General features: G+C 64.3%; 16 protein-coding genes. 6 read left to right on the forward strand and 10 right to left on the reverse strand.

The window, feature by feature from the left end; all coding sequences use genetic code 11:
• The first annotated feature begins 67 nt into the window (after positions 1–67).
• Genes GJV18_RS11370 through GJV18_RS11380 form a run of 3 tightly spaced genes read left to right on the forward strand, consistent with a single transcriptional unit; the run spans position 68 to position 1,618 of the window.
• The gene (locus GJV18_RS11370; RefSeq protein ID WP_160345486.1) at positions 68–592 is read left to right on the forward strand and encodes an O-acetyl-ADP-ribose deacetylase; all 525 of its coding nucleotides are present in this window, start codon (positions 68–70) and stop codon (positions 590–592) included.
• A gap of 46 nt (positions 593–638) precedes the next feature.
• Positions 639–1,145 (forward strand): disulfide bond formation protein B, encoded by a 507-nt coding sequence (locus tag GJV18_RS11375; protein ID WP_160345488.1) that lies wholly within the window; start codon positions 639–641, stop codon positions 1,143–1,145.
• 14 nt (positions 1,146–1,159) lie between these two features.
• A complete protein-coding gene (locus tag GJV18_RS11380) occupies positions 1,160–1,618 on the forward strand; it encodes a nuclear transport factor 2 family protein (RefSeq protein WP_160345490.1) in 459 nt (152 codons plus the stop codon).
• Between the two features lie 170 nt (positions 1,619–1,788).
• Here the strand turns inward: GJV18_RS11380 and GJV18_RS11385 are convergent, their stop codons facing one another.
• The 8 genes from GJV18_RS11385 to GJV18_RS11420 form a co-directional block, all read right to left on the reverse strand.
• Positions 1,789–3,183 (reverse strand): efflux transporter outer membrane subunit, encoded by a 1,395-nt coding sequence (locus tag GJV18_RS11385; RefSeq protein WP_233280167.1) that lies wholly within the window; start codon positions 3,181–3,183, stop codon positions 1,789–1,791.
• Between the two features lie 71 nt (positions 3,184–3,254).
• Positions 3,255–6,359 carry a multidrug efflux RND transporter permease subunit gene (locus GJV18_RS11390; protein ID WP_160345494.1) on the reverse strand — a complete coding sequence of 1,035 codons (3,105 nt, stop codon included), beginning with the start codon at positions 6,357–6,359 and terminating at the stop codon, positions 3,255–3,257.
• Between the two features lie 133 nt (positions 6,360–6,492).
• Complete coding sequence (locus tag GJV18_RS11395) at positions 6,493–9,585, reverse strand: MdtB/MuxB family multidrug efflux RND transporter permease subunit (protein WP_160345496.1); 3,093 nt, start codon at positions 9,583–9,585, stop codon at positions 6,493–6,495.
• On the reverse strand, positions 9,582–10,781 hold the full coding sequence (locus GJV18_RS11400; RefSeq protein WP_160345498.1) for an MdtA/MuxA family multidrug efflux RND transporter periplasmic adaptor subunit: 1,200 nt from the start codon (positions 10,779–10,781) through the stop codon (positions 9,582–9,584). The genes GJV18_RS11395 and GJV18_RS11400 overlap by 4 nt, the downstream gene beginning before the upstream one ends.
• A gap of 158 nt (positions 10,782–10,939) precedes the next feature.
• The gene (gene tpx, locus GJV18_RS11405) at positions 10,940–11,440 is read right to left on the reverse strand and encodes a thiol peroxidase (RefSeq protein WP_160345500.1); all 501 of its coding nucleotides are present in this window, start codon (positions 11,438–11,440) and stop codon (positions 10,940–10,942) included.
• Positions 11,441–11,627: 187 nt separating this feature from the next.
• Entirely contained in the window at positions 11,628–15,293 is a 3,666-nt protein-coding gene (locus GJV18_RS11410; protein ID WP_160345502.1) for a translocation/assembly module TamB domain-containing protein, read from the reverse strand.
• The gene (locus GJV18_RS11415; protein WP_160345504.1) at positions 15,290–17,020 is read right to left on the reverse strand and encodes an autotransporter assembly complex protein TamA; all 1,731 of its coding nucleotides are present in this window, start codon (positions 17,018–17,020) and stop codon (positions 15,290–15,292) included. The genes GJV18_RS11410 and GJV18_RS11415 overlap by 4 nt, the downstream gene beginning before the upstream one ends.
• Before the next feature lie 65 nt (positions 17,021–17,085).
• Positions 17,086–17,727, reverse strand: a complete 642-nt coding sequence (locus GJV18_RS11420; RefSeq protein ID WP_160345506.1) for a GNAT family N-acetyltransferase — start codon at positions 17,725–17,727, stop codon at positions 17,086–17,088.
• A gap of 144 nt (positions 17,728–17,871) precedes the next feature.
• On the opposite strand from GJV18_RS11420, the gene xthA reads away from it, so the two are divergent.
• The 3 genes from xthA (at position 17,872) to GJV18_RS18525 (ending at position 20,494) form a co-directional block, all read left to right on the forward strand.
• Positions 17,872–18,684, forward strand: a complete 813-nt coding sequence (gene xthA / locus GJV18_RS11425; RefSeq protein WP_160345508.1) for an exodeoxyribonuclease III — start codon at positions 17,872–17,874, stop codon at positions 18,682–18,684.
• Between the two features lie 197 nt (positions 18,685–18,881).
• Positions 18,882–20,255 (forward strand): substrate-binding domain-containing protein, encoded by a 1,374-nt coding sequence (locus tag GJV18_RS11430; RefSeq protein WP_160345510.1) that lies wholly within the window; start codon positions 18,882–18,884, stop codon positions 20,253–20,255.
• A 62-nt stretch (positions 20,256–20,317) separates the two neighbouring features.
• Positions 20,318–20,494 (forward strand): hypothetical protein, encoded by a 177-nt coding sequence (locus tag GJV18_RS18525; protein ID WP_178113432.1) that lies wholly within the window; start codon positions 20,318–20,320, stop codon positions 20,492–20,494.
• A gap of 6 nt (positions 20,495–20,500) precedes the next feature.
• On the opposite strand, the gene GJV18_RS11435 is transcribed toward GJV18_RS18525, so the two are convergent.
• A complete protein-coding gene (locus GJV18_RS11435; RefSeq protein WP_325065256.1) occupies positions 20,501–22,894 on the reverse strand; it encodes a putative bifunctional diguanylate cyclase/phosphodiesterase in 2,394 nt (797 codons plus the stop codon).
• The gene (locus GJV18_RS18770; protein WP_325065251.1) at positions 22,839–23,663 is read right to left on the reverse strand and encodes a hypothetical protein; all 825 of its coding nucleotides are present in this window, start codon (positions 23,661–23,663) and stop codon (positions 22,839–22,841) included. Before GJV18_RS18770 ends, GJV18_RS11435 begins: the two co-directional genes overlap by 56 nt.
• Positions 23,664–23,797: the final 134 nt, after the last annotated feature.

A 23,797-nucleotide genomic window follows, 5' to 3' on the forward strand; every position in this document is an offset into this window, starting at 1 on the left:
CCTCACCTGTTTTTGCCTCGCCTTACCTTCGCTCGACGACTTTTCGTACACAACCTAGGAATCACCCATGCCTGCCCAACTGCGCGCCCTGCTGGGCGATATCACCACGCTGCAAGTCGATGCCATCGTCAACGCGGCCAATAGCTCGCTGCTGGGCGGCGGCGGTGTGGATGGGGCGATTCATCGTGCCGCCGGACCGCTGCTGCTGGAGGAATGCCGTCAGCTCGGCGGCTGCCCCACTGGCGAGGCCAAGCTGACCCGCGGCTATAACCTGCCTGCGCAGTATGTGATCCATACGGTGGGGCCCATCTGGCAAGGCGGCCAGCACAATGAAGCGCAGTTGCTGGCTGCCTGCTACCGCAACGCCATGGCTCTCGCGGCACGACACGGCCTGCTCAGCCTGGCCTTTCCATGCATCAGTACCGGGGTCTATGGCTACCCGGCTGAGCAGGCTGCGCAAATCGCGGTGGCCGAGGTGCGGGCTTGTCTGGAACAATGCCCAACGCTTGAAGAGGTGCTGTTCTGCTGTTTTTCTGCCGCCGATTTTGAGCGCTATCGACAACTACTGGGCCAGGCAATCCAAACCACCTGAGCCTATGCCGGCTGGCTGTGACAGCTGGTTTCAGACGGAGAATCCGATGCCCCGCTTTAGCGCCCCCGCCACCCTGCTCGCCCTGATCTCGGCCGCATGCTTTCTGATGCTCGGCACAGCCCTGCTGCTGCAGCATGGTTTTGCCTGGGAACCCTGCACCCTGTGCATCCAGATTCGCCTTTGGCTGCTCTGTGCCGGCGTGCTGAGCCTGGTGCTGCTGGTACTCGGTGCGGCCGGGCTGCGCTGGTTAAGCCTGCCGTTCTGGCTGGGCCTGCTGGCCGCCAGTGGTATTGCGGTATACGACAACAGCCACCTGGTGCTGCTGGAGACCGGCGTGCTGGAAAGCTTCAGCTGCTCGCCCTTCCCCTTCTATTCCTTCTACCTGCCGCTGCACGAGTACCTGCCTGGCGTGTTCCAGAGCGCCGGGGTATGCGGACAGAACGACTACCAGTGGTTCGGTGTCCCCTTTACCGCCTGGACCATGGCTGGCGTGCTGGGTCTGTTCGCCCTGGTGCTGAGCGCTGCCTGGCGCAGCCTGCGGCCGGCCCGCTGATAAGGACGCTGACGATGCCCAGATTACTGCTGACCCTGTTGCTGTTATGCGCTCCGCTGCTCCAGGCCACCGAGCGCTTGGACGAAGGCAGGGTGCGCCAGGCCTACACGCAGATGCAGGCAGCGGTGGCGGCCCAGGATGTCGAGGCGGTGCTGGCGCTAATGACTGCCGATGTACAGGTGCAGATCCAGGCACCGGCGGATATGGGCGGCGAGCTGCACCTGGGCCGCGATGAGTACCGCGAGCTGCTGGTACAGGGCTGGGATGGGGTGGAGAACTACCGACTGGAGGTGGATATCCAGCAGATCGAGATCGCCGCCGACGGGCAAAGCGCACGCATCGACAGCCTCAACCGCGAGGCCATGGATATTCTTGGCACTACCCTGATGATGAACATTGAACAGCGCGCGACCCTGCGTTTAGCTGATGAGCAGGCGTTGTTTAGCCATATTCAGGCGGTAACTCGGCCATAGGGTGGGTTCCCAACTGCGCCCAAGGTGGATGGCTACGTCCATCCACCCTACCCACTGGTTAGACATATTCAGGCCGTTATCCAGCCGTAGGGTGGACATGCCGAAGGCTTGTCCACCGGGTGTTCAGCGGTGGACAAGACGGAGCCATATCCACCCTACAGATAGTGTTCCTACTCCTGCTCCCAACCGCCACCCAGGGCCTTGATCAGTTGCACGCTGGCCAGCAGGCGGCTGGCCAGCAGATCCAGGCTGCTGCGTTCGTTGTTCAGGGCAGTGGCCTGGACGTTGACCACGCTGTTGTAGTCCAGGGTGCCGGCGCGGTACTGGTTGTCGATCAGACGCAGGGATTCACGGGCGGCGTCCAGGGCCTGCTGCTGCACCTGGCTTTCCTGCTCCAGCACACGCAATTGCACCAGGTTGTCTTCCACCTCGCGGAAGCTGTCCAGTACGGTCTGGCGATATTCGGCCACGGTCTGGTCATAGGCCGCTTCGCTGCGTTCCAGCTCGGCGCGGCGGGCGCCGCCGTCGAACAGGGTCAACGCCAGCTGCGGGCCCAGGGACCAGAAGCGATTGGGCAGGCTGATCCAGTCAGCAAAACTGCTGCCGCGATAGCCGCCGCTGGCGGATAGAGTCAAGTCCGGGTACCAGGCGGCTTCGGCTACGCCGATACGGGCATTGGCGGCCATCACCCGGCGCTCGGCGGCCGCCACATCCGGTCGACGCTCCAGTAGCTGTGAAGGCAGCGCCACAGGAATCTCGGGCAAAGCTGGCAGTTGCTCGCTGACGGCAATGGTCAGCTCGCTGGGCGGCACCCCGACCAGCACGGCGATGGCATGTTCCAGTTGGGCGCGGCGCCATTGCAGGTCGATGGCCTGGGCCTCGGTGCTGCGCAGCTGGGTCAGGGCCTGGGTAACGTCGGAACGAGGCACTATGCCGGCGTTGTACTGGTTTTCGGTCAGCTGCAGGGAGCGGGCGTAGGCCGCCACCGTGGCGTCGAGCAAACGCTGCTGCTCATCCAGCACCCGCAGCTGCAAGTAGTTCTGTACCAGCTCGCTTTGCAGGCTGAGCTTCAGGCTGGCCAGTTCGGCGGCACTGGCCTGGTAGTCGGCCTGACTGGTCTCCAGATTGCGCCGCAGCTTGCCCCAGATATCCAGCTCCCAGGCCGCATTCAGGCTGAGATCGTAACCATTGCCGATCACTTGGGTGCCATCGCTGGCATTGGTCGAGCTGCTGCGGCTTCGGCTGGCGTTACTGTCCAGACGGGGAGAAAAGCTTGAACGGGCTGCACCGACCAGGGCACGGGCCTGGCGATATTGCGCCTCGCTGGCGGCCAGGTTCTGGTTGGAGATATTCAGCCGCTCGACCAGGGCACTCAGCTCGGCATCGCCATACAGCTGCCACCAGCTGCCGCGCTCCAGGGCATCATTGGGCTGGGCCTGGGTCCAGCCTTCGATCTGCTTGAACTGCGCCGGGGTGCTTAGTTCGGGACGCTGGTAGTCCGGGCCGATGGCGCAGCCGGCCAACAATAAGCTGAGTGTAAGCAGCCCCAGGTAGGAGCGGGCCATGCCCGCGAATGGCTTTATCACGGCAAAGGGTTCGCGAGCAGGGCTCGCGCCTACAGGTGTTGGCAGCATGGTCATAGCGGGTTATCCAGAGCAGCATCGGTGCGTACGCCACGCCAGCGATTGACGCGGTGGCGCAGGCGGTCGAAATACAGGTAGATCACCGGGGTGGTGTAGAGAGTCAGCAGCTGGCTCAGCACCAGGCCGCCGACGATGGTGATACCCAGGGGCTGGCGCATTTCCGCGCCTTCGGCGCTGCTCAGCATCAGCGGCAGTGCACCGAGAATGGCGGCCAGGGTGGTCATCATGATCGGCCGGAAGCGCAGCAGGCAGGCCTGGCGAATCGACTCTTCGGGGCTCAGGTGCTGCTGGCGCTCCAGCTGCAGGGCCAGGTCGATCATCAGAATGGCGTTTTTCTTGACGATACCGATCAGCAGAAACAGCCCGAGCAGGGAAATCAGGCTGAACTCGATGCTCATCAGCTGCAGGGCCAACAAGGCGCCGACCCCGGCCGACGGCAGGGTGGAGAGGATGGTCAGCGGGTGGATATAGCTCTCGTACAGCACGCCGAGGACGATATACACCACCACCAGGGCCAGCAGGATCATCCACGGCTGGTTCTGCTGGGTTTGCTGGAAGGCCGCGCCGGTGCCACCTATTACGCCCTGCACTTGCGTGGGCAGGTTCAGGCGCGCCACGGCGCGGTCGATGGCGGCGCTTGCCTGATCCAGGCTGACGCCCTCGGCCAGGCCGAAGCTGATATTTTCCGCGGCGAACTGGCCCTGATGGTGCACCCGGTCCTCTTCCAGGCTGGGCTGCCAGCGGGCGAAGCTGGACAGTGCCACGCGCTGGCCGTCGGCGGTGATCAGCTGGATCTGGTCGAGGGTTTCCGGGTACTGGGCGTACTGCGGGTTGATCTCCATCACCACGCTGTACTGGTTGAGAGGCTGGTAGATGGTCGACACCTGACGCTGGCTGAAGGCGTTGTTGAGCACCGCAGTGATCATGGCCATGTCCACGCCCAGGCGCTTGGCCGCATCGCGGTCCACCTGCAGGCTGATCTGCTGGGCGCCCTCCACTTCCCGGGCATCGATATCGGTCAGTTCCGGCAAGGCGCGCAGCGCTTCGCGTACCCGCGGCAGCCACAAGCGCAGCTGTGCCAGGTCATCGGAGAGCAGCATAAATTCGTTCTCCGAGCTGCGCCCTTCCCGCCCGCCGATCTGCAGGTCCTGATCGGGCATCAGAAACAGGCGCCCGCCGGGCACCTTGGGCAGCGTGCGGCGCAGACGGTTGACCACCTCCTGGGCGCTTTCCTCGCGCTCGGCCACAGGTTTCAGGCGCACCAACATAAAGGCGTTATTGATGCCGCCGCTGCCGCCGATAAAACCGGCCACGCTGTCCACCGCCGGATCGGCCAGCACGGCGCGGCGAAAGGTTTCCATCTTGGGCTGCATCACCTGGAAGGACAGGCCGTCATCGCCGCGAATAAAACCCATCAGCTGGCCGGTGTCCTGCTGCGGCAGGAAGGTTTTGGGCACGCTGATATAGAGAAAGACATTCAAGGCGACGGTTGCCAGCAGGCTCAGCAGCATCAGCAGGGAATGACGCAAGGCCCAGTCCAGGCTGCGCCGATAGCCGGCCAGCACCCGCTGCTGCAGCGCCGCGCCACAGGCCTGCAGGCGGCCGGGTGGCTGTTGCGCTTCGGGCTTTAGCCAGCGGGCGCAGAGCATGGGGGTAAGGGTCAGGGACACCAGCAGGGAAATCACGATGGCCACCGCCAGGGTGATGGAAAACTCGCGGAACAGCCGCTCGACGATGCCGCCCATAAACAGGATGGAAACAAATACCGCCACCAAGGACAGGTTCATCGCCAGCAAGGTAAAGCCCACCTCACGGGCGCCCTTGAGCGCAGCGGCCATCGGTGTTTCGCCGGCCTCGATATGCCGCGAGATGTTTTCCAGCACCACGATGGCGTCATCCACCACCAGGCCGGTGGCGATGATCAGCGCCATCAGTGACAAGTTATTCAGGGAGAAACCCAGCAGGTACATCAGGGCAAAGCTGCCGACCAGGGAGACCGGCACCGCCAGCGCCGGGATCAGCGCCGCCCGCCAGCGCCCGAGAAAGGCGAACACCACCAGAATCACCAGGGCCACGGCGATCAGCAGCGTGCGCTGGGCTTCCTTGAGGGTGGCGCGGATCACCGGCGAGCGGTCCATGGCCACTTCCAGCTCGACGCTGGCCGGGATCATCCCACGCAGGGCCGGCAGCTCAGCGCGGATGTCCTCGATGGTCTGCAGGATATTGGCCCCGGTCTGGCGGTTGATCACCAGCAGCACGGCGTCCTGATCGTTGTAGAACCCGCTGTTGTAACGGTCTTCCACCGCATCGGTGACGCTGGCCACATCGCCCAGGCGCACGGCGGCGCCGTTCTGGTAACGGATGATCAGCGGCAGGTAGTCGGCGGCACTTTCCAGCTGATCGCTGGCCTGCACCTGCCAGTGGCGTTGGCCGTCTTCCACCGCGCCCTTGGGCCGTTTGATATTGGCCGCGGCAATGCGCTGGCGTACCTCATCCAGGGCAATACCGTACTGATCCAGCAGACGCGGCTCCAGAGCCACGCGCACCGCCGGCAACGAGCTGCCACCGATGGACACCTCGCCCACGCCGGCAATCTGCGCCAGTTTCTGCGCCAGGATGGTGGCGGCCACGTCGTACAGCTGGCCCTTGTCCAGCACCTCGCTGGTCAGGGCCAGGACCATGATCGGCGCCTGGGACGGGTTGACCTTGCGGTAGCTGGGTGGCGTGCGCATACCGCTGGGCAGCATCTCGCTGGCGGCGTTGATGGCCGCCTGAACCTCGCGGGCGGCGGCGTTGATGTCCTTGTCCAGGTCGAACTGGATCATGATCCGCGTATTGCCCTGGCTGCTGCGGCTGTTCATCTGGCTGATACCGGCGATGGTGCCCAGGGAACGCTCCAACGGCGTGGCCACACTGGAGGCCATGATCTGCGGGCTGGCTCCGGGCAGGCTGGCCTGCACGGTGATGGTGGGGAAATCCATCTGCGGCAGTGGCGCCACCGGCAATAAACCAAAGCTGACCCCGCCGAGCAGCAGAATGGCCAGGCTCAGCAGCAAGGTGGCCACCGGGCGGCGGATAAAGGGGGCGGAGAGATTCATGAGCCTACGCCCTGCTCCCTCTCCCATTTATGGGAGAGGGCTGGGGAGAGGGTCGCTGGCACCGCACTACACCCGCCCTCTCCCCCGGCCCCTCTCCCGCACGCGGGAGAGGGGAGCAAAAGCCATGCGCTGCTCATACCGCCACCCCTGCTGAGCTGCGCCCGGTCATACGCCGCGACAGGCGATCGAAGTACAGGTAGATCACCGGGGTGGTGAACAGGGTCAGCACCTGGCTGACCAGCAGGCCGCCGACCATCACCAGGCCCAGGGGCTGGCGCAGCTCCGCGCCGGAGCCGCTGGCCAGCATCAGCGGGATGGCGCCAAACAACGCGGCCAGGGTGGTCATCAGAATCGGTCGAAAGCGCAGCAGCGCGGCCTGGTAGATCGCCGCTTCCGGCTGCATGCCCTGGTTACGCTCGGCGTCCAGGGCAAAGTCGATCATCATGATGGCGTTCTTCTTGACGATACCGATCAACAGGATGATGCCGATAATGGCGATCAGGCCCAGGTCGTTGCCGGTCAAGAGCAGCGCGAGCAAGGCGCCCACCCCCGCCGAGGGCAGGGTGGAGAGGATGGTGATGGGGTGGATATAGCTCTCGTAGAGCACTCCCAGCACGATATACATGGTGACGATGGCCGCCAGAATCAGCAGCAGGGTCGAACTCAACGAGGCGCGGAAGGCCTCGGCGGCGCCCTGGAACTGGCTCTGCACGCCAGGCGGCAGATTGAGCTCCTGCTGCACCCGCTCGATCACCTGCACCGCCTCGCCCAGCGACACCCCCGGCGCCAGGTTGAAGGACAGAGTCGCCGCCGGGAACTGACCGATATGGTTGATCACCAGCGCTGCGGCACCCTCCTCGATCCGCGCCAGGTTGCTCAGGGCCACCTGCTGACCATCGGCGCCGCGCACATGGATCTGCCGCAGCGCCGCCGGGCCGATGCTGCCGGCATCACGGCTTTCCAGCACCACGCGGTACTGGCTTGACTGGGTGTAGATGGTGCTGATCTGGCGCTGGCCAAAGGCGTCGTACAGGGCATTGTCGATATCGGCGATGCTGATGCCCAGGCGCCCGGCCATGTCCCGGTCGATGTGCAGAAATACCTGCAGGCCGCGGGTCTGCAGATCGCTGGCGACATCGGTGAGTTGCGGCTGCTGGCTGAGGGCGTCGACCAGCTTGGGCACCCATTCGTCCAGCAGGCCATGATCCGGCGACTCCAGGCTGAACTGGAACTGGGTGCGGCTGACCCGGTCTTCGATGGTCAGGTCCTGCACCGGCTGCAGGTACAGCTCGATGCCGGGAATGCGCGCCAGCGCCGGGCGCAGGCGTTCGATCACCTGGCTGGCGCTGTGATCACGCTCGGCCCTAGGCTTGAGGTTGATCAGCAGGCGGCCACTGTTGAGCGTCGGGTTATCGCCATCCACACCGATGGAGGACGACAGGCTGGCCACTGCTTCGTCCTGCAGAATCACCTCGGCCAGGCGCTGCTGGCGCTCGCTCATGGCGGCGAAGGAGATCGATTGCGGGGCCTCGGAAATGCCCTGGATCACCCCCGTGTCCTGCACCGGGAAGAAGCCCTTGGGCACCGCCAGATACAGCAGCACGGTGAGCCCCAGGGTGGCCACCGCCACCAGCAGGGTCAGGCCCTGGCGGGCCAGCACCCACTGCAACCAAAGGCCGTAGCGGGCAATCATGGCGTCGATAAAGGCCCCGGCGGCGCGGTAGAAGCGTCCTTCTTCCTCGGGTTTTTCCGCTTTAAGCAGGCGCGCGCACATCATCGGCGTCAGGCTCAGGGAAATTACCAGGGAGATGCCAATGGCCACCGCCAGGGTAATGGCGAACTCGCGGAACAGGCGGCCAACCACATCGGCCATAAACAGCAGCGGGATCAGCACCGCGATCAGCGACAGGGTCAGGGAGATCAGGGTAAAGCCGATCTGTTTGGCGCCCTTGAGCGCCGCATTCAGGGGCGTTTCACCGGCCTCCAGATGGCGGGCGATGTTCTCCAGCATGACGATGGCATCGTCCACCACAAAGCCGGTGGCGATGGTCAGGGCCATCAGGGTCAGGTTGTTCAGGGTAAAGCCGCACAGGTACATGACACCGAAAGTGCCGATCAGCGACAGCGGCACGACAATGGACGGGATGATGGTGGCGGATACCTTGCGCAGAAACAGAAAGGTCACCAGCACCACCAGGCTGATGGCCAGCAGCAGCTCGTTCTGCACCCCGCGCACGGCGGCGCGAATGGTTTCGGTGCGATCGGTCAGCAGGCTGACCTCGACACTGGCCGGCAGCCCTTCGCTGAGGCTGGGCAGCTGCGCCTTGATGCGGTCCACCACCTCGATCACATTGGCGCCTGGCTGACGCTGCACATTGACCAGCACCGCTTCGCTCTGGTTGGCCCAGGCCGCCAGGCGCTGGTTTTCCGCGCCATCGACAATCTCGGCCACATCCTTGAGGCGCAGCGCGGCGCCGTCGTTATAGCCGAGGATCAGTTGCTCGTATTCCTCCACCGAGCGCAGCTGGTCATTGGCATCCAGTTGCGACACCCGGGTCGGGCCGTCGAAGTTGCCCTTGGGCTGGTTGACGTTGCTGGCGGTAATCAGGCTGCGCACATCCGCCAGGTTCAGGCCATAGGCGGCCAGGGCCTCGGGGTTAACGCGAATGCGCACCGCCGGGCGTTGGCCACCGGCCAGGGTCACCAGGCCGACGCCGCTGGTTTGCGCCAGCTTCTGCGCCAGGCGGGTGTCCACCAGGTCGAATACCTGGGGCAGCGGCAGGCTCTTGGAGGTGATGGCCAGGGTCAGCACCGGGGTATCGGCCGGGTTGACCTTGTTGTAGATGGGTGGCGCCGGCAGATCACCGGGCAGCAGGTTGCTGGCACTGCTGATGGCGGCCTGCACTTCCTGCTCGGCGATATCCAGGCCCATGTCCAGGTTGAAGCGCAGGGTGATCACCGAGGCGCCGCCGGAACTGGTCGAGGACATCTGCTTGAGGCCCGCCATCTGGCCGAAGCGCCGCTCCAGGGGCGCGGTCACCGCGCTGGTCATCACATCGGGGCTGGCGCCGGGATAGAGGGTCAGCACGCGGATGGTGGGGTAATCCACTTCCGGCAGGGCCGACACCGGCAGCAACCGATAGGCGATCAGGCCACAGAGGAAGATCGCCAGCATCAGCAGCGTGGTGGCCACCGGGCGCAGAATGAAGATGCGTGAGGCATTCATGGCGCGGGCTGCTGCACCTGAGCCGGGGCACCGGCTGGATCACTGATGACCTCAACCTGATTGCCGCTGCGCAGGCGATCGGTGCCTTCCAGCACAACGCGCTGACCCGGCTGCAAGCCGCTGCCGATAACCGTCTGCGCACCGTCACTGGCCGCCACCTGCACGGCCTGCATATAGACCTTGTCCTCATCATCCAGGCGATAGACAAAGCTGCCATCGGGGCCGAACTGCAGCGCGGCGGAAGGGATCAGGGTTGCTTGCTGCAGGGTTTGCAGCTGCAGGCGGATATTGACGAACTGGTTGGGAAACAGGCGCTCATCGGCGTTCTCGAAACGCGCCTTGAGCTTGACCGTGCCGGTGGCGATATCGATCTGGTTGTCCAGGCTCTCCAGCTCACCAGTGGCCAGCAGGCGCTGCTCGCTGCGATCCCAGGCCTCGACGCTCAGTTTGCGCCCTGCCCTTATCTGCTCGACCAGCGCCGGCAGCTCGGCTTCCGGCAGGCTGAACATCACCGCGATGGGGGTGGTCTGGGTAATCACCACCAGGGGCGTGCTGTCGCCACTGCCGAGCAGATTGCCCACATCGGCCTGACGCAAGCCCAGACGCCCGGCGATCGGGGCGCGAATATCGGTGTAATCCAGATTCAGGCGGGCATTGGCCACCTGGGCCTGCAGGCTCTTGAGGCCGCCACGCAGCTGATTGACCAGGGCTTCCTGGGTGTCCAGGGTCTGTTTGGCAATGGACTGTTCGGCATGCAGACCGCGGTAGCGGGCCAGATCACGCTCGGCACCGGTAAGCTGCGCCTGATGTTCCTGCAGAGCGCCTTCGGCCTGTTGCAGGGCAATCCGATAGGCCCGTGGGTCGATCTGCGCCAGCAGCTGGCCCGCTTCGACCTGCTGGCCTTCCTCGAACAGCAGCTTGAGCAATTCGCCTTCGACGCGACTGCGCACATGCACGGTGTTGTAAGCCGTCACCGTACCCAGGGCCTTGAGCTGCACGTTGAAATTGCCCTGCTCGACCGGTGCCACGCGCACCGGCACCGGCCCGCCATCGCGCCAGCGGCCACCCGGTTGCGGGGCACTGGGTGCGGGCCAGAACCACCACAGCAGCAGGGCCAGCAATGTCAGCATGATCAGGCCAAGCAGCCATTGGCGGCGCTGCTGTTTGGCGGGGGTATGGAGCGGAGTATCAGGCATGGGGGGATCACTTCCTTGGCGAGCCTGAACGATAGGCATTATCGGGCGCCAGGCAAAGCATCTTTACCGCCTATTTACCTTTCACTTACAGAGCTAACTGCCTGAGCCATAAACAAAAACGGCCCGCATCGCGGGCCGTTTCAGTCTATTGCAGGGTATTACTTGAGCGCGGCCAGGGCGGCGGCATAGTCCGGCTCGTCGGCAATTTCGCTCACCAGCTCGCTGTGCAGCACCTTGTCGTTCTCATCCAGCACCACCACGGCGCGGGCGGCCACGCCGACCAGCGGACCGGACGCGATGGCCACACCGTAGTTCTTGAGGAACTCGGCGCCGCGCATGGTCGACAGGTTGATCACCTTGTCCAGGCCTTCGGCACCGCAGAAGCGCGCCTGGGCGAACGGCAGGTCGGTGGAGATGCACAGCACCACGGTGTTGGCCAACTGGCTGGCTTCGGCATTGAACTTGCGCACCGAGGTGGCGCAGGTCGGGGTGTCGACGCTGGGGAAGATGTTCAGCACCTTGCGCTTGCCGGCCAGGCTGGCCAGGCTGATATCGCTAAGGTCGCCGCCCACCAGGCTGAAAGCCGGAGCCTGCTGACCTGCTTGCGGCAACTGGCCGGCGACTTCGACAGGGGAACCTTTGAGAGTGACTTGTGCCATGGGCATGATCCTTATGGTGGTGAGGGAGTGGTAGAACAGTAAGGGCGGGAATCGGCCCTTTGGCAAGCTGCGCAGGCATTGCCGAAGCAAGCTGACCGAGAAGTCAGACTACTACGGGGCGCGCTGCGGCACATTTCTCGCGCAGCTTTATAACGCCGTCCGCAGCGCAGCAGACAGGATCCATGGGCTAAAAGTCCCGCCGGTAGAAAATATCCAGTGAGCTGGCCAGACCACTGGCGGCTTCCAGATAGAGCTTGCGCGTCAGGTCGTAACGCAAAGCAAGGGTGCCGGCCGGCTCGAATACCCCGACGCCATAACGCAGGCTCAAGCGCTCGGAAAGTTGCCCACTGGCCACCACACTGGTGGTCAGGCCGCTGCCTTCGGTGTCCATCTGAAAGTCGCCAATGCCCAGGGTTTCGGCAATACCGGTGAACAGCGGCGAGGTGCCAGCCATGCCCAGGGCCAGGGCGGCCTGAGCCAGCATCGCACTGTCACCACCGCCCTGCCCCAGGGGGCGGCCCATCACCAGATAGGACAGGGCCTGCTCCTGACTCATGGCTGGTTCGGAAAACACCTCGCTGCGCGGCTGCTCGGCGCTGCCGGACAGACGCAGACCGGCCACCACGCCATCGACACGGCGGATGGCCTCGACATCGAGGAACGGCTGGCCGATGGGGCCGGCAAACAGCAGGCGCGCCCGGCGAATATTCAGGCGCTGACCGTAGGCCCGAAAGCGCCCCTTGTTCAGCTGCAGCTCGCCGCGGGTGTCCAGGTTGTCGCCGATATGCACACGCCCCGCCAGCTCGGCATCCAGGCCAAAACCGCTAAAGCTCAGGCGCTCACGGCCCACCTGCACATCGATATCCATGCGCACATCCATGCTGCTGGCGGTGTCCGGCTCGCGCCCGACTATCTGCGCATCCTGGGAAACCTGCACGGTGGAAGGCGGTAGTTCACGTATTGCAATGGCGCCACGGGGGATATCCACCCGGCCCTGCACCGATAACTGCTGATCCTGCAGCCCCAGGCGCAGGTCACTGTCCAGTTGCAGCTGGGCATAGGGTTCGACCCGCAGCGGCAGATCAGTGCCGCGCACTTGCAGCTCACCGCGCAGCCCTTCGGCCCAGTGCAGCTCACCGTCCAGGCGGCCCTGGCCCTGTTCGCCGCTGCGCCAGTTGCCGTCCAGTTGCAGCTGGTTGCCGCGAATCTGTGCCTGCAACTGCAGCTGGCTGAATTCGATGGGCAGTTGGCTGCCGCCAATCTCGCCATCACTCAGGCGTACCTGGCCCTGCACCTGGGGCGCCAGCAGGGTGCCAGACAGCGTCCCCTGGCCGTCCAGCTGGCCCACCAGACGCTCGACCAGAGGTAGAAAGGGCCGGGCGATGGCCAGGTCCAGGTGCTCCAGACGAAAACTGCCCGTCAGTGGCTTGGCCGCCGGGCGCGGATCAAGCTGCGCCTGCAGCGACAGGTTGCCCAGGCGCGGCCCACGCAACTCGATCAGGTTGTCGATGCGCTGCGGGCGCAGCTGGCTGCTCAGGCGCAAGCTGCTGTAGGCAAAGTCCAGCCATTGTCCCTGCTCCAGGACCTGCCAGGTGCCGCTGCCGGCATCCAGTTCGATCTGCCCTGTGGGGCCGCTGCTGGGCAGATCCAGCTGCAACTCGCCATTGAGCTGGCCCTGCCAGCGGAAGTCCTGCGGCAGGGCGCGGCTCAGGCTGGTCATGGGCAGATCACGCAGGTGATAACGCAGACTGGGCTCGGGTAACAGGCGCTGGTTGTCCGCACACAGGCTGGCCGCGCCGGAACGCCAGCAGTGCGCGCCCAGGTTGAGCCGGCCATCGGCCAGACGCTCCAGGCTGGCCGGCTGCTGCAGGCGCCAGTCCTGGCCGGAACTGCTCAGCTCGCCGCGACTGAGGCGCCCACGCCAGTCACCCTGATTGAGGCCGCCCTCCAGGGCCAGCAGGCTATCGAGTTGCGGGCCGCTCAGACTCAGCTCCAGCTGATGCTGCTGCAGGTTACCGGAGCCTTGCAGGCGTAGTTGCCCCAGTTCGCTATCGCCGCTGGCCAGGCCCCTGCCCTGCAGATTGAGCGCGCCACGCTGGGCGGCATCCAGGCTGGCACTGAGCTGCAGCGCTTGCAGGCGCTGCTCGCCATAGACCAGGCGCTGGCCATTGAGGTTGAACTGGCCCTGAGGCGCGCTGAGGCTGCCGGCCAGCTTTAGCTGCCCCTCCAGCCGGCCCTGCAGACCTGGCCAGAGTTGCCCCAGGCGCGGCAGGCGCAAGCTGAACTGTCCCTGCAACTGCTCCTGCAGGTGGCCCTGGCCGTCGATCCGGTTATCCCCCAGGCGCAGCTGCAAGGCACTGAGTTCCCAGCGCTGCGCCTTACCACTCAGGCGGGTCTGCAGCCGGGCCGGTTGACCGCGCAGGCGACCGTCAAGGTCGATAGCGGTGTCCAGTTGCAGCTGATCATCGACCAGGCTGCCCTGGCTCTGGACAGTGCCGTCCAGGGTGCCGGGTAACTCGGCCAGCCAGTAGGCCGGGTCCAGCCCGCTGACCTGCAACTGCGCCTGCCACTCCAGCGCGCCGGCAAATCCCAGGCGGGCCTGGCCTTCAACCCGGCCCTGGCCGGCAGCTAGTTTCACTTCGGGCAGAAAGACCTGGGTCAGGTCGCCACTAAGCGGGCTCTGCAGGCTAAAGGCGCCCGCCGGGCCGTCCAGCTCGGCGGCGAAATAACCCAAGTAATTGCCCTGCGCGTAAGCCAGCTCACCCTGCAGGGTACGCAGGATCACGGGAGGCGGCTGTTCCATGGGATAAAGGCGTTGCCAGGGGAAATCCTGCCAACTGAAGCGGCTGTCCACACTCAGGGCTTGCTGCCAGTCCAGCTCGCCACTGAGTTCGATCTGCTGCTGATCTTCTGCACTTAAACGCAGTTGCTCCAGTTGCATACCCTGGGCATTGAGTAAGGCCTGTAGCGCCAGGGCGACCGGCTCGGCCTCGCTGCCCAGGCCAGCGCTGCCTTTGATCCGGTAACCGGCCTGCAGATCTCCCTTGGCCGTAAGTTGCAGCTGCTGCAGGCGCAGGGTTTGCGGCAGCTCGGCGCTGGCCTTGAAGCTGTCGACCTCAAGGTTCAACTGGGCCGGCAGGTGCTCGGCCAGGGCCTGTACCTCGCCACTGAGGCGGCCATCCAGATAGCCACTGCTTTCTACCTGCAACTGCAGACGCTGACGCAGATTGCCACTGACTTGCAGCGCCAGGTTCCAGGCCTGCTGCTCCACCTCGGGCAGCTGCAGCGCACCGCTCAGCGCCAGCGGCCAGTCGCCGCGGGTATCGACCTGGCCTTGCAGTTCCAGCGTCAGATCGTCCCTGAGCAGGGCCAGACGCTTGATCTGCAGGCCCTGGGCGGTCCAGCCGGCGCTTAGCTGAAGTTCTCGCAGCTGTTCGGCGTTGTTGAGCCAGAGACTGCCCAACTGCAGCTGTTCGAGCTTGAGACTCAGGGGCAAGGACAGCTCGGGCAGCGTAATAGGTTGACTGTCAGCAGGCTCGTCGGCGGCAAAGTGCATATCCAGACGCTCGGCCTGCAGGCGCTCGATGCACAGCTGCCAACGCAACAGACAGGCCGGCGACCAGCTGATCGCCAGGGCTTTGATCTCGATGCGATCCTGACCCTGCTGCCAAACCAGCTGCTCGGTCTGCCAGTTGCCTCCCAGGTGCCCACTAAAGCCCTCGCTGCTCAGACCCGGCAGCTGCTGCAACAGCCAGCGGCCGGCACTTTCATTACCCAGTAAAAAGCCTAGCCCCAGCACCACGGGTATCAGCAGCGCAAGCGACGCCAGCCAGGCACGGCGCAACCCGTTCACAGTTCCGGCCCCATGGAGAAATGCAGGCGTATGCCACCCTCATCGTCCAGGGCGTGGGCCAGGTCCAGGCGCAGCGGCCCGACCGGTGACACCCAGCGCAGGCCCAGGCCCACAGCACTCTTTAGCGTTGGAAAGTTCAGCGAGTTGAAGCTGTTGCCCTGATCAACAAAGGTGGCCAGGCGCCAGCGCTCGGCCAAGCCGTACTGATATTCGAGGCTGCCCGCGAACAGGTAGCGACCGCCAACCTTGTCGCCCTGGCTGTTCTCCGGGGACAGGCTCTGATAGTCATAACCGCGCACACTCTGATCGCCACCGGCAAAGAAGCGCAGCGACGGCGGCACATTGGCAAAGCCGCTGGCTTCGGTACCGCCGAACTGCACCCGACCGAGAAAGCGATGACGCCCGGCCAGGGTGGTCAGGCCCTTGAGCTGAATATTGCCGTGCAGCAGGTCGTTATCCGACAGGGCACCCTGCAGCGCGCCGGCCAGGTCGAACTGGATACGGTAGCCATGGCTGGGATCGAGCTGGCTGTCGCTGCGCAGCAGGGAGTAGCTGACCCCGGGCATCAGCAAGTTACTGCTGCCGCTGTCGTCGCCGAAGTCGTACTGCTCATGCTGCCACTTCAGCGACAGCACTCGTTGCCAGCCGTTATCCAGGCGGCTGTGCCACTCGGGGCCAAAGGTGAGCAGCCGGCTGTCGATATCGCTGTCGGCCAGGTCTTCAAACTGATAGCCACCGGCGACCCTCAGCTTGTCGGTCAGTGGCGGATCACCGGGCATGTCGTACCACAGGCCGACATTCTGCCGCGGCGCCGACAGCTCCATTTCCAGCCCATAGCTGTGGCCCTGGGGATTGGCCCAGTGGCGGGTCCAGTTGGCGCGGCCACGGGGCCCCACGTCAGTGGACACGCCGAGACCAAAACCCACGCTGCGCGGTTTGCGCATGCTCAGCTGCACCTGCACCGGAATGCGCTCGGCCTCGGCGCTGCTCGGGTTGGCGTCCACCTGTACCGACTCGAAATAGCCGCTTGAACGCAGGTTCTGATACAGCTGGTTGATCAGCTCGGAGTCATAGGGGGTGTCGGCCTGGAATGGCAGCATGCGCTCCAACAGCCCTGGGTCCAGTTCGCTATCACCGCTAAAGCGAACATCACCCAGGCGATACCGAGGGCCGCTGTTATACACCAGGGCAATATCGGCGATGCCGGCATCCGGATCGATCCGCAGCGTCTGCTGGGTAAAGCGACCAGCGAAAAAGCCATATCGTGCGGCCTGGTTGAGGATACGGCGCTTGGCCGCTTCATAATGACCATGGTTGAGCTGGGCGCCGGGCTGCAGCTGGCGGCTGCGAGGCACGCTGAAACCCGCCAGTGCAGCGGCCGGGCCGTCAATGCGCACCAGCACCTGATTCAGGCGCACCGGCTCACCTGCCTGCACCCGCAGACGCAGGGTGGCGGGCGAACCATCGCTGACTTCACTGCTGATCTGCGCCCGGTAGTAACCCAGGGCCTGGGCGGCCTTCTGTGCGCGCTGCTCGGCCACCCGGCGCATGCCTTGCAAGGCCAGGGCGTCGCGCTCGCCCAGGGTGCCGATATAGGCTTCGATATTGTCCTGCAGCGCGCCGTTATTGGGCTGCACACGCACCTGCAGACGCGCCTCCGCGGCCAGCAGACTGGTGGACAGAAGAATAAGCAGTAATCCCGTACTGCAGGTGCGACGCATTGACATTGAGCGATGCTAGCACGGCCTGCCAGCGCTTCTGCGCGGTTTTTTCGCCAGCCGCTGCTTATGAATCAGGCACTGGCCCTGACCGCCGGCTGCGGATTGGGGTGGAAGAACACATGCTCGACCACCGGCCCCACCGCCACTACGCCAACTTCCTCATAGCCCTGGCGCTGATAGAAGTTCAGGTAGTGTTCATTGCCGGTGTCCAGCACCACGCCCTGGGAACTGGCATCTTCGGCGCACCAGTTGTGCAGCGCTTCGAGCAGCTGCTCGCCATAGTGCTGGCCCTGGAACTCGGGGTGCACCCCGAGCAGCGGCAGTACGTGGTAAGGCCCCGGCGGCAGGCAGGCGAGCACCGCGTCGTGGTATTCCAGGTAGCGCCTGGTGCAACGAAAGCCGGTGGTCAGCAGCATGCGCATGCGCCAGGCCCAGCTCTCGGTAATGTCCATGCGCCGCTGCGGTGGCGCGATCAGGGCCATACCGATCAGACGGTCGTCGATCATCAGGCCCAGGGCCGGCAGGTCCTCGCTGAAGTGCTGCTGCACCAGTTCGCGCACCGTGGCCCTAACGCGCTGGTCAAAACCGGGGCGCTCGGCCTCGAACAGATAGGCGAAGGTCGGGTCATGACGATAGGCGTGATACAGCAGCGAGCGGGCCTCACGGGCATAACCGCCATCGAGCAAACGGACTTCTGCAATTCTGTTGGGCATGCTCACGGACCTCTGTTTTTTCTTTAATTGTGGGACCTTGAGCCACGTTAGCACCGCCACCGGCATGGCGCCAGGCAGCTGGCCGGCATGGGCCGCGATGGGCTAGCATCCACCCCTCCCGCCCAGCGTTTCGGATTGCCCCGGATGAAAATCGTCTCCTTCAATATCAATGGCCTGCGTGCCCGCCCCCATCAACTGGCCGCACTCATCGACAAGCACCAGCCGGATGTAATCGGTCTGCAGGAAACCAAGGTGGCCGACGAGCAGTTCCCCTACGAGGAAATCCGCCAGCTGGGTTATGAGGTGCACTACCACGGCCAGAAAGGCCATTACGGCGTGGCCCTGCTCTCGCGCCAGAAGCCCCTGAGTCTGCACAAGGGCTTCCCGGGTGATGCCGAGGATGCCCAGCGGCGCTTTATCTATGGCACCTTCGCCGACGCCCAGGGCAACCCGGTGACGGTGATGAATGGCTATTTCCCCCAGGGCGAAAGCCGCGACCACCCCACCAAGTTCCCGGCCAAGCAACGTTTCTATGCCGACCTGCAGCAGCTGCTGAATGAACAATTCAGCCCCGAGCAGGCCCTGGTGGTAATGGGCGATATCAATATCTCCCCGGAAGACTGCGATATCGGCATCGGTGAACCGAACCGCCTGCGCTGGCTGAAAACCGGCAAGTGCAGCTTCCTGCCGGAAGAGCGCGAGTGGCTGGCGACCCTTAAGAACTGGGGCCTGGTGGACAGCTTCCGCGCCCTCAACCCGCAGGTGAACGACCGCTTTAGCTGGTTCGACTACCGCAGCCGGGGCTTCGAGGACGAGCCCAAGCGTGGCCTGCGCATTGACGTGATTCTGGCCACGGCGGCCCTGCAGGCACGCTTCAAGGACGCCGGCATCGACTATGAACTGCGCGGTATGGACAAGCCCTCGGATCATGCGCCGATCTGGCTGGAACTGGGCTGAGCGCTGGTGACGCAAGCGCCGGCCCTGGTGCAGCAACAGGGCTGTTGAAAAACCACCTGCGTATTTCAACAGCCTGCCAACACCCGGGTTACGGCTGACAAGCCTGAGCTAGAGGCTCTGACTCAGGCGCCTGTCATATTTCAGTCACTTTTTTGTCTTATGGTCGCGGCACTTTCCTGCCACAAGGTGCCCGTTCCATGCCCTGCCACCCGTCCGCTCACATCCGCGATACCTGGGGGCTGACCACCAGCACCCTGCTGATCGCCTTTCTCTGTTACCTGCTGCCCTGGCAGGCCTGGGCCAACTTGCCGACAGACGATAGCGTGCTGCGCATCCAGGGCTCCAACACCATCGGCGCGCGCCTGGGGCCGGCTCTGGTCAAGGGCTTGTTTGAGCAACAGGGCTTTACCGGTATTCGCCTGGAAGCCGGCGAACCCGCCAATGAACAGCGGGTAATCGGATTCAACAACGAAGGCCGGCGCGTCAGCGTCGAAGTGGCAGCCCATGGTTCCGGCACCGGCTTTACCGCGCTGGAGCAAGGCCATGCTGAGCTGGCAGCCTCTTCACGGCCAATCAAGGACAGCGAAGCCAGCAAACTGGCCGCGCTGGGCAATCTGCGCAGCCCCGAAGCCGAGCAGGTGATCGCCCTCGACGGCCTGGCCATTATCGTCCACCCGAGCAATCCGCTGCAGGCCCTGCGCAACGATCAGCTGGCGGCCGTATTTGCTGGCGAGATCAATGACTGGGCACAGCTCGGCGGGCCAGCCGGCAGCATCCGCCTGTACGCCCGGGACAACAATTCCGGCACCTTCGATACCTTTCAGGAGCTGGTGCTGGGGGCTTTTGCCAAGGAGCTGGCAGACAGCGCCCTGCGCTTTGAGTCCAGCGAAGAGCTGTCCGACCGGGTCAGTCGTGATCCCCAGGCCATCGGTTTTATCGGCCTGCCCTATATCCGCGCTGCTCGCGCCTTGGCCATCGCCGCCGGTGAATCCCAGGCCATGCCGGCCAGCGCCAGTCTGATCGCCACCGAGGACTACCCCCTGTCGCGCCGCCTGTTTCTTTACAGCACGCCCGAGCAGGACAACCCCTGGGCCCGCGCCCTGATCCAGTTCGCCCATAGCCCACAGGGCCAGGCGATCGTCGAGCAGAACGGCTTTATCGCCCAGACCGTGCAGCCCCTGCAGGTCACCGTTGAGCCGGGCATGCCTGCGGCTTATCAGCAATTGGCCCAGGAGGCCAAGCGACTGACGGTCAATTTCCGCTTCCAGGAAGGCAGTGCGACCCTCGACAGCAAGGCCCAGCGTGACCTGCAGCGCCTGCTCGGCTACTTGCAAGAGCAGGACAAGCTGCGCAACAAGCTGGTGCTGGTGGGGTTCGGCGATGCCAAGGCCGATCCGGCCCGAGCCGAACTGCTGTCCAAGCTGCGGGCCATGGCGGTGCGGCGCGAGCTAGCCAAGGCCGGGGTGATCTTCCGTGACATCATCGGGCTGGGTGACGAGCTGCCGGTGGCGGCCAATGATCAGGGCGATGGCCGCTTGAAAAACCGCCGGGTCGAGGTCTGGGTTTACTGACGCCATTCCCGCTCCCGGCCCTGATGGCGTAACCTTGAGCCATGCACGATGAGGGCAAGGGGATGGATGTACAGATCGAACGGGTGCAACAGCGTGGCCAGACCCTCTGGCGCGTACGCATGGGTTCACGCGGCCTGACCTTCCATGAGGAGCTGGCCGCTCGCGCCTTTGCCGCCCAGTTGCACCACCGCCTGCTGTGGCTAAACCAGCTCAACCAGGACGGCCACAAGCCCCACTAACGGCCCTCACCCGCGCCCCAGGAAGCTGTCCAGCGACAGCGGCATCTGCACCCCGTAGCCCTGCACATAATCGATGCCCATATCGGTCAGGCACTGGCGGATGCTGGCGGTCTCCACGTACTCGGCAATGGTCTTGCGCCCCAGCACATGGGCAATTTCGTTGATCGACTTGACCATGGCCAGGTCGCTGGGCGAGCGCTCGATTTCCTTGACGAAGCTGCCGTCGATCTTCACGTAGTCCACCGGCAGGCGCTTGAGGTATTCATAGGACGAAAAACCGGTGCCGAAGTCGTCGATGGAGAAGGTGCAGCCCAGGCGTTGCAGGTAACGCACCAGATCGGCCGTCTTGGTCAGGTTGGCCACTGCCGCGGTTTCCGTCAGTTCAAAACAGATGCGCTGCGGCGGTATGGCATGGTCCTCGAACAACGCCTCGATAAAGGCCAGCAAGCGGTCGTCGTTCAGGCTGCTGCCGGATAGGTTGACCGACAGCACGCTGCAGCGCTGCCAGATATCAGGGTGCTGAGCCAGCTCGCCAAAAATGCGCTTCAGCACCCAGCGATCGACCTTGGTCATGCGGTTATAGCGTTCGGCGGCACTGATGAAGTCGAGCAGCTTGAGCTCGTTCTCCATCACCAGCAGCACCTCGTAATGAGGCAGCAGGCCCTCGCTCTCGAGGGTCGGCGCGATTTGCTGGACGCGCAGGCTCAGCTCGCCACGCTCGACGATATCGTCCACCCGCCCGGCAATGGCCATCAGCCCGGTGCGGGCGCCGTCGATCTCGTCGCTGTAGACATGCACCCGGTTGCGTCCGGCCTCCTTGGCGGTATTGCAGGCCATCTGCAGGTCACGGAACAGGTTGATCACGTCGTGACAGTCGCTGTTCAGCACAATCCCCAGGCTCATGCTGACGCTATGGGAGTGCCCCTGCCACTCCAGTGGATTGGCCTCTACCGCGGCGCGCAGGGCTTCGGCCTGCAGCCGTGCCGCGGCGCCATCGGTCTGTGGCAGCACCACGGCGAAGTCCACGCCACCGATCCGCGCCAAGGTGGCATTGGTGGGCAACAGCTGCCCCAGCAGGCTGGCCGTCTGCTTCAGGTAGGTGTCGCCAGCCAGTGGACCAAAGCTGGAATTGAGCACACTGAACTGGTCGATATGGGCGTAGATAAAGGCACTCGGCTCGCTCGCGGCCAGGGCCTGGGCCACCGCGGCCTCGAAACTGCGACGGTTGAACAGACCGGTCAGCTCGTCATGACTGCGGGCGTAGGCAATATCACGGTAGAGCTGGCCGACGATGTCTTCCAAGTGATCCTGAATCACTCCATGGCCTTCCGGCGGCGGCGTGCCGATCCAGCCGGTCGCCAGTTGCTCCATCAGGGCCTGCGCCGTAAAGCTGCCCGCCTCGCGGCCCTGGCGATCGACCAGAACATAGTGATCGGTAGCCGGGTTGGCCCAGATCAGTTGCAGGTGCTGGCCCTTGTCCGTTACCAGCCAGTCACCTTCGTGCAGTTGCTGCAGACGTTCGCGCCAGCGTTGCTGGGCCGGGTCGAGGCCAAGCAGGAGGGGTTCGCTGGGCACGGCCGGGGCCTCGACCAGCTCAACGGGCTGCTCACCGAACAACTGCTGCTGCATCGCCTTGAGCACCGGCAGGTGGCGATACTGCCCGGGCAGAAAATTCTCCATGCGCTGGCACAGCAACTGCAGAATCGGTCCGCACTCATACGCCCGCTCCACCGTGCCGGCGCTGCCGTTGTCGCTGAGCATGTCGGCTTGCAACCAGGTATTGAGCTGACGGATCAAGGCCAAGTCATCGCGCCACTCGGCGCTGCCCTCGCCATCGCGGATCAGCTCGTGCACCAGCAGTTCGCGCCAGCCCACTTCCAGCCAGTCCAGCAGCACCTTGGGCGCCAGTGGATCGAACACCCTGGCCAGCTCCCGAGCAACCTGCAGGCGGGCCTGTTCCAGGGCATCACGCCCGCGGTTGTATTGACGCACCCGATCGGCATTGTTGCTGTAGGCCCGCTGCTGTACCGCCAGCAATTGTTCCAGTTCTTCGTTACAGCGGCTGAAGACGCTGCTATCGCCCTGGTAGTCCTGGACGATGCCGTCGATCAGCTGCTGCACTCGCTTTTCCAGTACATGGTTGGGGGGCTCGGAGTAATCGCACAGGCGCATCAGCTTATCCAGGGTCGCCCGCACCGGATGGGTCGCATCGGCAAAGGCCGCCGGCTCCAGCAAGGCAGCCTGAGTCACAGGCAACAGCAGCCGGCGCAATGCCGGTTTGATGTCCTGGGCCAGCTGGGCTTCCTGATCGATATGCTTGAACAACTCGGCCACCACCGCCACGTCATCGTTCTGTCGCCGCGACAGCTCCAGGCCGCTCTGACCGAGCTGCTGCAGCAGTTGCTCGGCTGACCAACCCTGGGCTGGCGCACTGCTGCGCTGCCAGCGCCCGCCCCGCGTTAGGTTCGCTGATACTGCCTGGCTGGCCGTTGCCGCCCTCCACCGCCCGCAGCTGTTGAATCGCCTGGTAAGGCGCATCCGGTTTCAGGGCTGCACGCCGCTCACGCTGGCGCTGTAGCAGCGGATGCACATCGGGTTCGACCCGCGGTTCGATCTCAAACTCGGCAAAAACCGTATCCAGCTGCTTGAAGTAGGCCTGCAGTACCACGGCCAATTCCCGCGCCGCCACGGCATAAAAGTGCTCGCGCACCACCGGCAGCTGTTCGCGCAGGTGCAGACGCGCCTGCAGGCAGCGGATCATGAACTCCAGGGACAACGGGCTTTCCCGGTCCCTGGCATGGGCGCCGGTGGTGGCATTGAGACGGGCACAACTGCGCCATTCCAGGGTACCCAGCTGTTCACGCAGCTGGCGCACCAGGCGCCTGGCTTCGAGCATTTCCTCCACTTCGGCATCGTCCACCAGTTGCCACTCGCTTTCACTGGAAGGAGCCGTGGCCTGGGGTGTGATACCAACGGGGAGCAGATCGAGAATGGCCGAAATGGTCTGGGCAACCACTCGCCCACGGTGGGCAATGCAAAGGCGCAGAAACTCTTCACAGCCTTGGACCTCGACATTGCTGCGGGCCTGCAGGCGCTGCTCTTTCAGGGCTGTCTGGGTGGCATCGAAAAGGGCCTCCAGGCAGGCAGATGCGTGGAAACCGCCTGGCACAGGGCATCCGTGACCACAGAACGCGCGTGCATCTGCATGTGCAACCCCCTACATCCTGTACTGTTACTGCTAGCGCCTCATCACTATAGACCCCGGCCAGGCTTTGCACAGGCTTGTCCGTCAGCTGGCCTGCA

Source organism: Pseudomonas xionganensis, from assembly GCF_009763245.1.
GTDB lineage: Bacteria > Pseudomonadota > Gammaproteobacteria > Pseudomonadales > Pseudomonadaceae > Aquipseudomonas > Aquipseudomonas xionganensis.